This is a genomic window from Thalassospira lucentensis, from assembly GCF_032921865.1.
In the GTDB taxonomy this organism is placed as follows: Bacteria; Pseudomonadota; Alphaproteobacteria; order Rhodospirillales; family Thalassospiraceae; genus Thalassospira; species Thalassospira lucentensis_A.
Genome location: NZ_CP136684.1, coordinates 3,490,331 through 3,501,592, shown reverse-complemented (window position 1 = coordinate 3,501,592; position 11,262 = coordinate 3,490,331). Strand labels below are relative to the sequence as shown.

Annotated in this window: 10 protein-coding genes; 6 read left to right on the top strand and 4 right to left on the bottom strand. The window is 54.8% G+C overall.

All coding sequences use genetic code 11. From position 1 onward, the window contains the following. Positions 1-23: 23 nt before the first annotated feature. Positions 24-278, bottom strand: coding sequence for a sulfurtransferase TusA family protein (locus R1T41_RS16985; RefSeq protein WP_317338052.1), 255 nt, complete (start codon positions 276-278; stop codon positions 24-26). Positions 279-396: 118 nt separating this feature from the next. On the opposite strand from R1T41_RS16985, the gene R1T41_RS16980 reads away from it, so the two are divergent. From R1T41_RS16980 to R1T41_RS16970, 3 genes are all read left to right on the top strand, one after another. Next, positions 397-1,320 (top strand): sulfite exporter TauE/SafE family protein, encoded by a 924-nt coding sequence (locus tag R1T41_RS16980; RefSeq protein ID WP_062949285.1) that lies wholly within the window; start codon positions 397-399, stop codon positions 1,318-1,320. Further along, positions 1,320-2,078 carry a TIGR02186 family protein gene (locus tag R1T41_RS16975; protein ID WP_317338051.1) on the top strand — a complete coding sequence of 253 codons (759 nt, stop codon included), beginning with the start codon at positions 1,320-1,322 and terminating at the stop codon, positions 2,076-2,078. Before R1T41_RS16980 ends, R1T41_RS16975 begins: the two co-directional genes overlap by 1 nt. Positions 2,079-2,317: 239 nt before the next feature. After that, complete coding sequence (locus R1T41_RS16970) at positions 2,318-2,824, top strand: universal stress protein (RefSeq protein ID WP_062949289.1); 507 nt, start codon at positions 2,318-2,320, stop codon at positions 2,822-2,824. A gap of 79 nt (positions 2,825-2,903) precedes the next feature. On the opposite strand, the gene R1T41_RS16965 is transcribed toward R1T41_RS16970, so the two are convergent. Beyond that, positions 2,904-5,315, bottom strand: coding sequence for a tetratricopeptide repeat protein (locus R1T41_RS16965; protein ID WP_317338049.1), 2,412 nt, complete (start codon positions 5,313-5,315; stop codon positions 2,904-2,906). A gap of 187 nt (positions 5,316-5,502) precedes the next feature. Further along, a complete protein-coding gene (locus tag R1T41_RS16960; RefSeq protein WP_097050430.1) occupies positions 5,503-6,585 on the bottom strand; it encodes a saccharopine dehydrogenase family protein in 1,083 nt (360 codons plus the stop codon). A gap of 177 nt (positions 6,586-6,762) precedes the next feature. On the opposite strand from R1T41_RS16960, the gene R1T41_RS16955 reads away from it, so the two are divergent. The 3 genes from R1T41_RS16955 (at position 6,763) to R1T41_RS16945 (ending at position 11,026) form a co-directional block, all read left to right on the top strand. Next, on the top strand, positions 6,763-7,200 hold the full coding sequence (locus tag R1T41_RS16955; protein ID WP_062949299.1) for an Lrp/AsnC family transcriptional regulator: 438 nt from the start codon (positions 6,763-6,765) through the stop codon (positions 7,198-7,200). A 45-nt stretch (positions 7,201-7,245) separates the two neighbouring features. Then, positions 7,246-9,090, top strand: coding sequence for an adenylate/guanylate cyclase domain-containing protein (locus tag R1T41_RS16950; protein WP_062949301.1), 1,845 nt, complete (start codon positions 7,246-7,248; stop codon positions 9,088-9,090). A gap of 97 nt (positions 9,091-9,187) precedes the next feature. Further along, the gene (locus tag R1T41_RS16945; protein ID WP_317338046.1) at positions 9,188-11,026 is read left to right on the top strand and encodes an adenylate/guanylate cyclase domain-containing protein; all 1,839 of its coding nucleotides are present in this window, start codon (positions 9,188-9,190) and stop codon (positions 11,024-11,026) included. 92 nt (positions 11,027-11,118) lie between these two features. Here R1T41_RS16945 and ykgO read toward each other — a convergent pair whose 3' ends face one another. Beyond that, positions 11,119-11,244 (bottom strand): type B 50S ribosomal protein L36, encoded by a 126-nt coding sequence (gene ykgO, locus R1T41_RS16940; RefSeq protein ID WP_007090004.1) that lies wholly within the window; start codon positions 11,242-11,244, stop codon positions 11,119-11,121. Positions 11,245-11,262: the final 18 nt, after the last annotated feature.

Here is an 11,262-nt window from a genome sequence, read left to right as displayed (position 1 = left end):
CGTGATGGACGCGCTTGTTCTGGTTATTTCGCGGCCAGATGCTCAATATGATAGATAAACACATCATTTTCCTGTGTCGATGACAACAGGAGGTTGCCGGTCATTTCGCAAAAGGATTTCATATCTGCGACCGAGCCTGGATCGGTCGCCAAAACCTTAAGCACACCGCCTGCAGGCACATCGCGCAATGCCTTTTTTGCCTTCAGCACCGGCATCGGACAAATCAATCCACGGGCATCAAGAACAAGGTCAAAGGGATCTTCTGGAGTAAGCGACATGAAAAACCTTACAAAAAATCGGATTATCCCGGCCAATCAGTGAATTGGCGATTGTTGCATTTGCACAATATGTTAGACTGATTTCTCAGAATCAATCAAACGCTGATGCCCGCCTGCGATGCAAATCTATTTGCCTATTGCCGAGATGTCGGTAAACATTTTTCTGATACTGGGGCTAGGCGGCGGCGTCGGATTTTTGTCCGGGTTGTTCGGGGTTGGCGGCGGATTTTTGATCACGCCGCTTTTGATTTTCTATGGTATCCCCCCTGCTGTATCGGTTGCAACTGCTGCGAACCAGATTGTTGCATCTTCGGTTTCTGGCGTTTTTGCCCATTGGCGACGCGGTAACGTCGACCTGAAAATGGGCCTTGTCCTTCTGGCGGGTGGTATAGCCGGGTCCACAATTGGCGTCTGGGTTTTCGCATGGTTACGTTCCCTCGGACAAATTGATCTGGTCATTTCGCTTTGCTATGTGATCTTTTTGGGGATCATCGGCGGCATGATGCTGATCGAGGCATCGCGTGCCATTTTCCGCACCCGGCGCCGCGGCGGGCCATTCCGTCGCACCAAGAAACACCAGCACAGCTTTGTCCATGGCCTGCCCCTTAAAATGCGGTTTTACCGCTCCGGGCTTTATATCAGCGCCTTGCTGCCGCTTCTTGTCGGCTTCTTTGTCGGGCTTCTGACCGCTCTGATGGGGGTTGGCGGTGGCTTTGTGATGGTTCCGGCGATGATTTATATCCTTGGCATGCCGACCAGTGTGGTTATCGGGACATCGCTGTTCCAGATCATTTTCGTGACCGCCAACGTTACTTTCCTGCAATCCATTCAGACGCAAACCGTTGATGTTGCCCTTGCCATCCTGCTGTTGATCGGCGGCGTCATCGGGGCACAATTCGGCGCACAATTCGGATCGCGCCTTAAGGCGGAACATTTGCGGGCAATGTTGGGGCTTCTGGTTCTTTCGGTTTGCCTGAAACTTCTGTTCGATCTCGTAATCACGCCAACCGAACTTTATTCCATCGCGCCGGAGAATTTGTAATGCACAAATCGGGCGCGATCATCCGCACACTGCTTGCCACCTTGGCGGTGCTTGCCGTGGCCGGACAGGACCGGGCACACGCCGATGCGCTGGTTGTTGATCTTTCCAACCATCTTGTTGCCATCACCACCGGCTTCACCGGAACCGACGTGCTTTTGTTTGGCGCGGTGCAAAACGAAGGCGATGTGATCGTCACGGTCAGGGGCCCCGATCAGGATATGGTCGTGCGGCGCAAGGAACGCAAAGTCGGCATCTGGGTCAACAGCGAAAGTGCCACTTTCCGCAATGTGCCTGCCTATTATGCCAGCGCGTCGAACCGGCCGATGGAAATCATCGCCAATTCACAGCTTTACAATGATTACCGTATCGGGCTTGAACATCAGCGCTTTGTGACCGAAATCGATGACAAGGATCGCAACAGCAGCGATTACCGTGATGCCCTGTTGCGAAACATGCGTGCAGCGGGCCTTTTCAACCAGCGACCGGCAAAAATCAGCTTCCTGTCCAATCAGCTGTTTCGAACCGACATCCATTTTCCGGCCAATACCCCGACCGGTACATACACCATCAATGTCTATCTGATCCGGGACGGTCGCATTGCCAGCGTCAAGACAACGCCGCTGGTCGTATCCAAAACCGGCGTCAGCGCCGAAGTTTATGACTTCGCACATCGCTATTCCGCGCTTTACGGTATCATCGCCGTGATCATTGCCGTCGCCGCCGGATGGACAGCAAGCGTCATGTTCCGCAAAAGGTAATCTGACCTTCAATCGTTGATTGAACGATTGCGAAGCGTCCTTGTCCGGGCAATGTTTTCGCACATGCACCATCATGTTTTGCAGTTGCGTAAAGATAATTTCTTTGCCGGGATGCTTGAAAAATAACTTGGAAACGGTCCTTAAGTTACGGCAAACTTTGCTGATCCGGTGTGACAGCGCCTCGCCCCGCAAGTTGGCGCAAGACATTCGGAACCCGTTTTCATTCAGGGCAGGACGACATGAATTCATTTGATGCCGACCGAGAACTGCGCGCTGCCACCACGGATCGCACGTTCCTTGTTGTGGTCGACGACAGTGACGAAATGACCAAGGCGCTTCGATATGCCTGCCGCCGTGCACAGCACACCGGCGGACGCGTCGCATTGCTAAGCGTGATCCAGCCAGCCGAATTTCAGCACTGGATGGCTGTTGGCGATCTGATGCAGGAAGAAGCGCGCGAAGACGCCGAAAACCGTATCAACGAGCTTGCGGCCTATGTGCATGAACAAACCGGATCCATGCCGCTTCTGTTCATCCGCGAGGGTCGTCTCAAGGACGAACTACTCAAGGTTCTGGACGAAGAAGAACAGATTTCCATTCTGGTTCTGGCAGCCGGCACCAACAGCGATGGCCCCGGCCCGCTGATCACGGCACTGACCAATCGGGATGTGGTCGGTCAGTTGCGCCTGCCATTGACCATCGTCCCCGCCGCCCTGTCAGAAGCCGATATCGACGCGCTGAGCTGATCAAAAGACGCATAAGACACACTAAAGCCGGGCAGTTACCCGGCTTTTTGCATTTTTGCAATCTGGCATGCTACCCGGCTTACGCCGTGCGATCTTCAAGGAAGTTCATGTAAGAATCAAAGGAAGACCGCTGCCCGAACAGGACATGCGCGCGGTTGCGGATGGCCTGTGAAACGACCGAACGCCGTCGTTTATCCATCGCCAGCGTCAGCGCGGTTTCAACATAGTCAGCTGAATGATAGGCAACACAATCAAACACAGAAATCTGGCGATAACAGGTATGGCTGCGCCGTGATCGCGCCCCCTTGCCCGGCAAGGTCACCAGCGGCACACCAAGGCCAAGACAATCAAATGCCAGCATCGCATCATTCCATGCCGGGCTTTCAAGAACGACATCCACCGCACATAGCAACGAATGAAGATCGGCACGGCTGTGAACCGAAACAAACCGCATACGTCCGGCAACATCGGCATAATTGACCGCAAAACGCCGCCCCCATGCTGCGTCCCAGCTATCACGTTCGGGTGCGATCAACAGAAGTTCGGCAGTTTCATCAAGACGCAGAATTTCGGCAATCAGCGGATCAAAATCAGCCGTCAGAACATCAAGCGGCTGCGGACAAAGATACGTATTCCGGTCCTGGTCAATGCGCCAGCGGCGCTGCAGATCGCCCGGCGACAGCTTAATTTCATCCGGTCTTGTTGCATTGACAAACAATCCGGGCAGACGGATCAATTCCTCGCTAAAGCGGGTTTCACCGCCCGCCGTTTCCCAATCCTCGGCAATCAGGTGACAGTCAATATTTGAAAGCCCGGTCGTCGCGGCAATTCCGCCACCGGCAATCTGCAACGGAGCCAACCGCCAGCTTGCCAGCAACATGGTATAGGCATCCGCCTGCGGATCGACATAATGCAAAACGTCAAGGTCAAGGCCCGCAATCACCCGGGCCGAATGCAACGGATCAAGCGGCAATGGCACCACCAGATCGGCCTCGGCATCTATGCGCGCGGTTATGTCATCCTCGCCCAGTGGCGGACGGATCACCGTGATATCAAACCGATCGCGGTCAATCGCACGGACCAGCCCCGCAATCCATCGGCCAATACCGTTATCGCGCATATTGGCCGATACAACGCCAAGCCGGACCTTGCCGCCCTTTGATCGGGCCCGCGCCGCGACATGGGGCACGTCATAACCAGAAACCAGCCGTTCCCAATAATGACCAACCGCGCGCAATTGCGCATCGCCTTCGGGGCGAAGCGCCGCACGCCATACCGGCGGGAACCGTGTCAGGGTGATCGGATCAATCAGGTCGCTTTGGCCAAGATCAAGGTCGAGATCGTCATCATCCAGCGTATCGTCGAGAAGATCACGAACAACTTCGTCATTCTGTGCCGCCAGATCGGCAGGAACCGGGGCAAAAAGCAGCCGACGGGCTGTTCTGAACAGCGCCGTGTTGTCCCCAATGGCAATCTTGCGATCTATTGCGTTTTGCAGAACCGATTGGGCGGATGCCGCATCGCCTTCTTCTGCGAGTTCGACAGCCAGCCGGAAGACGGCATCATCCCCACCTCCCGCACCAATCGCGGCACCGAACCGTTCCACGGCTTCGCTATGGCGCCCGGCAAGGCTTAATGCCTCGCCCATCATCAAAAGAAGTTCGGGGTCTTCTGGATTTGCGCGCAAAAGTGCTTCCAACGCGCCAATGGCCTCGGTCCCCTGCCCGGTCCGCAAATACAGCAGTGCCAGCGTGCGCCGCGCCCCCGCATCCTGTGGATCAAGTGCCAGCACCTGGCGCAGGCAATGCAGCGCCCCGGCGAACTGGCCCAGTCGGAAAAGCGCATCGCCATAAGCCGTCAGGGCACGCTGATGCCCGGGTTGCAGTTCAAGGGCACGCAAAAGCGGCTCGGATGCGGAAACCGTCCGTCCCTGATCCAGCCTGATCTGCCCCATCAAAACCAGCGCGTTGACGATATCGTCACGCAGTTTCAGTGCGGTTGTGCAGGATGCCTCTGCGCCTGCGATATCACCCATGGCATATTGGCAGGCACCAAGGTTGGCATGAATTTCGGCAACATCGGGTGCCAGACGAAGAGCCAGCATGTAGTTTTCATGCGCCAGTTCAAGTTCATCAAGCTGGCGATAGGTATTGGCGATATTGCAATAAAGTGCCGGGGAATCCGGGCATAGGCAAATCGCGCGCTTGAAGGCACCGACGGCCTCGCGCAGCTTGCCGACCGCTTTCAGGGCCTGCGCATGGTCATGCTGGATTTCGGCGTTATTGGCATCGGCTATTGCAGCGCGGCCCATACGTTCGGCTGCGATATCACCATTACCCTGTTTCATGGCAACCAGACCGGCCAGATGCATGGCTTCTGCCGCCTGCGGATAGGCAAGCGTCATCTTGCGGCAGGCGCTTTCAGCCTCCGCCAGTTGACCCGTTTCAAACAGGTCGATTGCAAACCGGAACATCTCGCCAAGTTCAGACAAGGATCGTATCGCCACCCGAGAGTTTGTTTAATCGGTCACCATAGTGACCAAGCGTTAACAAACCACGTCTTTGCCACAAAATATGGGTCGTGACTATGGCAAGGACGCACAAAAAACCACCCGGCCTGACAAGACCGGGTGGCAAAGTTCATCACCATGCCCAAAAGCATGATGCGGGGGTTATAAATCAGCCCTCGTGGCTGAAGTAACGGCCAAAACGGTTGGCAAGAAAATCATCAAGTGCGACCTGCTCCTGACGGATATATCCCTTGCCCGCAAGCGTACCGGTCAGAACCATATCCATGACGGCACAAAGCCCCGCCGATGTCGTAATCTGGATCGCAGACCAGTTCCTGCCACCGATGGCCGTACCATGAACCTTGCGGATGAAGTTTTCCTCGCATAGCTCGCCGTCGCGGGTGCCGATGGCATCGGCAAAGATCACAATCACGTCCTGGCTTGTGATCGGCAGTGACTTTTCAAAGATTTCCTTCATCAGATCGGGACGTTTGCCAAGCCCAAGGTCTTCGATCAGGATTTTCAGGATTTCCTGATGCCCCGGGTAACGCACGGTCTTGTAATCAAGGTTCTCGACCTTGCCTTCCAGCATGTCACAAAGCGCACCTACCCCGCCCGAGGTATTGAAAGCCTCGTATTCCGTGCCATCAATCGTGAAACGCTCATACCCTTCAAGCGGCAGAACTTCTATTCGCTTGCCTTTGTGGATGGCTTCGCACGGGTTCAGATATTCGTTGATCAAACCATCCGTCGACCAGGTCAGGTTATATTTCAAACGGTTGGTCGGATTTTGCGGCAGGGCACCAACCCGAAGACGCAGGTTCTGAACACTATCAAACCGCTTGAACAGATCATGGGCTGCAATCGAAATAAAACCCGGTGCCAGACCACATTGCGGCACAAACGCCCCATCGGCATCCTTGGCAATATCGCGGATCGCACGGGTGGTTTCGACATCCTCGGTGACGTCGAAATAGGATGCACCGACCGCCCGCGCCACACGCGCAATCGCAACATTAAGGTAAAACGGACAGGTCGACAGGATGGCATCATGGCCTTTGGCAACTTCCGTCAATGCGGCCTCGTCGGTGACATCGACCTTTACCAGCGTTGCCGCGTCATCCTTGGCACAAATTTCAAGCATATGCCCGTTGGAATCCGCCAGCGTCACCGCATAAGCGCCACTTTCATTCAACATGACTGCGGCAATGCGACCGATTTTACCCGCCCCAAGGATCAAAACTTTTTTCATTCCAGCAAACTCCCATTTTGACGTCTGAGACCGCATGTGATGCGTTGCCCCGCCTGATTACGGCCCTGATAACGTTATTGTTATGCTGCCTTGATGGTCTTCCGCTGGACTGCCGGTTACAACCCGGCGATACTGTCATTTCCAATGATTTAACCGTTAAAATGACGGGCAATTCCGATGAAACGTAACCTTGATGAAATTGACCGCCGCCTGATCGCCCGGTTACAGCAAAATGCCCGGACCCCGATTGCGGCACTCGCCCGTGATGTCGATCTGTCGCGCAGTGCCGTTCAGGAACGCCTCGAGCGACTTGAAAAGTCAAAAATCATAACGGGATACACCGTGCAACTTGGCGAGGAAGCCAGATCACTTCTGCTTGCCGAAGTCATGATACAGGTCGAACAGAAACAATCCGCCGGGGTTGTTGGTGCGCTTCAGAGAATCACCCACTGCATTCGCTGCCTTGCGATTTCTGGAGAATATGACCTGATCGCGGAAATAGCTGCCGATACGTCCGAGGAACTTGATACCGTTCTCGATCAAATCGGTGCCCTGCCCGGAATTAAACGCACAGCAAGCTCAATCATCCTTTCCACAAAATTTGATAGACGATAGACTGCCTTCGGGTTGGGGGACCTTTGTTCGGGAATTTTCAAAAAATTGGCTGAAAAACGCAGATATTCCGTCCTGACTGTTCTGCTTGCCGGGTTTTCTGTCACCAGCATTCTTGGTGTCGGCATTGCGCTTTATGTCGGACTTGGCGCGGCCTATCAAAACACCCGCAATCTTTGGGTCATGCTAAGCGATCTGGACCTGACATCGGTCCAGCGAACCATGCATGAACGGATGGAAAATGTGGGCAAACGGGCCATATGGGTCGCCGATCAGGTCGCCAGTGGCGCCCTTGATCCAAGCTTTCAATACGGCTGGAACAATGCGATGCGCGCACTTTCGGCATCCCAAATGGATGTGATGGCCTATGGCCTGATCACGGGGGATCGCCAGTTCATCGGTTATGACCCCGAAGACATGCGCGAAATCCGCCGTACCCTCCCCGTTGATGACGTGCTTTTCTCGGAACTGGCGCATTTGCGCGGGCCAACCGTCAATCACACCAGCTTCCCGCGATGGGATCCCTACTTCAAACAGACGGTGATTGCCGACTGGATTCCCCTGTTTGCCGACGGACGTTATCTTGGCACTTTCATTCAGTATCTGTCGCTTTCTAACCTGTCGAACAGCCTGATCCGCGGGCGCGAAGACCTGCCGGGCGTACCTTTCGTCCTGATTGCCGGAAACCGTGTGATGGCCCACCCTCGCCTTCGCGAATGGGGGGATAGCACCGCATCGGCACTCGTAAATGGTGCTGATATCGCGCGCAGTCCGATCCCCTTGCCGACGATCAATGATATTGGCGACCCTGTACTGGCAAATATCGGAAAATCCGAATCCATCGATATCGGCAATGAAAGCAAACAACGCCCCGAAACCAGCAATCTTCGTCTTTCCGGCCTTGATCTTGACGGCCGTTATTCAATGATCGTCACGAAACAGATGATGGATACGCCTTTCTCTCCAATCATCATTGGCCTGCATTTCGAAGAAGAACTGTTCGATGACGAATGGAACCGGCTTGTTCTGGCATCTGTGATGGGCGGTGCGGTCCTGCTGCTGTCGATCATTGTTGCGGTAATCATTGCGCGTCACTTTACCAAACCGATCCGGCGCTTTGCCGCTGCTGCCCGTGCGTTTGAGGAAGACGGCATCGAAAACCACGATTTCCCTGACCTGAAAGGCAGCCGCATTCGCGAATATGATGATGCGGCCCGGTCCTTCAATCACATGATCAAGGCCGTGCATGATCGCGAACGGATCAGCAGCCTGTTTGGTAAATTCCTGCCGGCATCGATTGCCCGCAAACTTCTGGCATCGGGAACCGATTCCGGCGTCCTCCCGCCCCAGCAGTGCGAGGCAACGGTCCTGTTTGTCGATATCGAGAGCTTTACAACCCTGTGCGAAGAACTCGAACCGCAACAGATCATTTCGATGCTGAACGCATATTTCGACTGCGCGACCGGCATTATCGAAGAACATGGCGGGATTATCACCCAGTTCCAGGGCGATGCCATTCTTGCAGTGTTTAACGCCTTTGACGAATTGCACGACCATGCCGATGCCGCACTTGATTCGGCCATTGCCATCCAGCATGCCGTTGAAACCCGCCAGTTTGACGGGCTTTCCATTCATTGCCGTTGCGGCGTCAATACCGGGCGCATGATCGCCGGGAATGTCGGTGCCAGTGCCCGCCTTTCCTTTACCGTGCACGGTGATGCCGTTAATACCGCATCCCGACTTGAACGTGAAAACAAGGAACTCGGGACGCGCATCCTGCTCTCAGACAGCACACGCGACCTGCTTTCCAATCCGGAACGGGTGGTCAAAGCCGGTCAAATTCAATTGCGTGGTCGCCATACTCAAACCCAGCTTTACACCTGCCGTCGCTAAAACACGCGATATTCTTTCCATCGTGATCAATCATCAGTAAGCTTTGCCGACAACCCGGCAACACAAGCCGGGTCTTCGGGGGCATACGGGGAATGTGATGACTGAACGCAGGGGGCGTTTTTCAATACTTGGTGTATTGCTGGGTGCGTTTTTCATTACCAGCGTACTGGGTGTTGGGCTCGCACTTCATCTTGGTCTTGATACGGCCTATGACAATACCCGCAATCTCTGGATTACGATGACACATGCCGATCTGGAAGACGCGCAAGACGCCATGCGCGACCGGATCAAACGCATGCAACGCCGCAATATATGGGTTGCACGCGAAGTGGCGCATGGCGATCTGTCACCGGATAATGTTGCCATATGGGACAATACCCTGGCCGCCCTTGTCACCAATGAACGTGACGTCACAGCCATCGGGCTTTTGACCCCCGATGGCCATTTCCGGGGCTATGATCCAAAGACGGACAAACCTCTTTCCGGCAAGGCCGACCCCGCGGAAGACATCATCGCCCGATCCCTGATCGCCTATGGCCCGGGCCAAAGCATCACGCAGTTTCCGCGCTGGAACAGTCTGGTCAATCAGGTCGTGATCAGCGAAATGATCCCCCTGTTTCAGGAAGGGCTATATGTCGGCTCACTTGTGCAGCTTGTTTCGCTTGGCGATTTTTCACATGACCTGAAAACCGACCCGACCGAGGCCGGACGTACCCCCTTTGTCATCGTCAACGACCATGTCATTGCCCATCCGACCCTGTCGGACTGGCATCAGTTGCACCCGCCCAAGAACACGGGAACCGATGATGTTCTTGGCGTCCTGCCCCGTGTGGATGATCTTGCCGATCCGGTTCTTGCAAATATGGGCCAGTGGCAGGCATTTGATTTTGACGATGTCCCGTCACCGGGCGGAACCAACGGGTCACAGGCATCGTCACTGGAAACCGAAAACGGCTATCACGTTATCATCACCCGAAAATTCGAAGAATCGGCAGGCCTTCCTGTCCTGATGGGCATGCATTTTGATCCAGCCGTTTTCACCCGCGAATGGGACCGCCTGCAACTGGCGACACTGATCGGAACGGCAATCATGGTTCTTGCCATCATTCTGGCGATCCTGATCGCGCATTATTTCACACGACCGCTCAAACGGTTTTCGGCCGCCACAAGGCAACTTGAAACCGGCATTCTTGATGATCTGCCGGTCCTGCCCGGCAGCCACATCATCGAATTCAACGATGCGTCGCGATCCTTTAACAATATGGCGATTACCCTGCGCGACCGGGAACGCATCGGGCGGCTGTTTGGTAAATTCCTGCCTGTTGCCATTGCCCAACAACTGCTGGCGTCTGATGATGACACTGGCAATGTGCAATCGCACCAGTGCGAGGCATCGATCCTGTTTGTCGATCTGGTGGGCTTTACAACACTTAGCGAAAAGATCGACCCGCAACGGATCGTAACGATCCTGAATGCCTATTTCGCGAAGGCCACCACAATCATCGAAGAAAACGGCGGCATCATTACCCAGTTTCAGGGCGATGCCATCCTTGCCGTGTTCAACGCCTTTGACGAGGTGCCCGATCACGCCGATGCGGCGGTGCGAACGGCAGTCGCCCTGCAAAAGCTGGTTCATAATGAACTGTTTGACGGTGAAGAACTGCGCTGTCGCTGCGGGATCAATACCGGCCTGCTGGTCGCGGGAAATGTCGGGGCACCGGACCGTCTGACATTTACCGTACACGGCGATGCGGTCAACAGTGCCGCCCGGCTGGAAGCCAAGAACAAGGAACTCGGCACGCGCATCCTGATCGCAAGCACCACATTCGAACAGCTTTCAGACCCGGCCCAGGCCCGCCTTGCCGATGAAATCCTGCTGCGCGGGCGCAGTGAAACCACCGCTGTCTATACCATTCCGATTGACGGCATTGATTAGGAAACCGGTCGGCACACCACAAAACACAAAACGCCGCATTGGATGAACCGATGCGGCGTTTTGTAAAACCTGTGAGAACAAGGTACCGGGAATTAACCCTGGCGCGCCTTGAAACGCGGGTTCTTTTTATTGATCACGTATACGCGGCCACGGCGGCGCACGATACGGCAGCCTTTTTCCCGCAGCTTCGCGGATTTCAATGAGTTCCGGATCTTCATAATAGTAAACCTTAGAAA

Bases quoted from the DNA above. Each gene is read 5' to 3' on its own strand.
- ykgO (WP_007090004.1), bottom strand. From the start codon at position 11,244: ATGAAGATCCGGAACTCATTGAAATCCGCGAAGCTGCGGGAAAAAGGC.
- R1T41_RS16955 (WP_062949299.1), top strand. From the start codon at position 6,763: ATGAAACGTAACCTTGATGAAATTGACCGCCGCCTGATCGCCCGGTTA.
- R1T41_RS16980 (WP_062949285.1), top strand. From the start codon at position 397: ATGCAAATCTATTTGCCTATTGCCGAGATGTCGGTAAACATTTTTCTG.
- R1T41_RS16985 (WP_317338052.1), bottom strand. From the start codon at position 278: ATGTCGCTTACTCCAGAAGATCCCTTTGACCTTGTTCTTGATGCCCGT.
- R1T41_RS16970 (WP_062949289.1), top strand. From the start codon at position 2,318: ATGAATTCATTTGATGCCGACCGAGAACTGCGCGCTGCCACCACGGAT.
- R1T41_RS16945 (WP_317338046.1), top strand. From the start codon at position 9,188: ATGACTGAACGCAGGGGGCGTTTTTCAATACTTGGTGTATTGCTGGGT.
- R1T41_RS16975 (WP_317338051.1), top strand. From the start codon at position 1,320: ATGCACAAATCGGGCGCGATCATCCGCACACTGCTTGCCACCTTGGCG.
- R1T41_RS16960 (WP_097050430.1), bottom strand. From the start codon at position 6,585: ATGAAAAAAGTTTTGATCCTTGGGGCGGGTAAAATCGGTCGCATTGCC.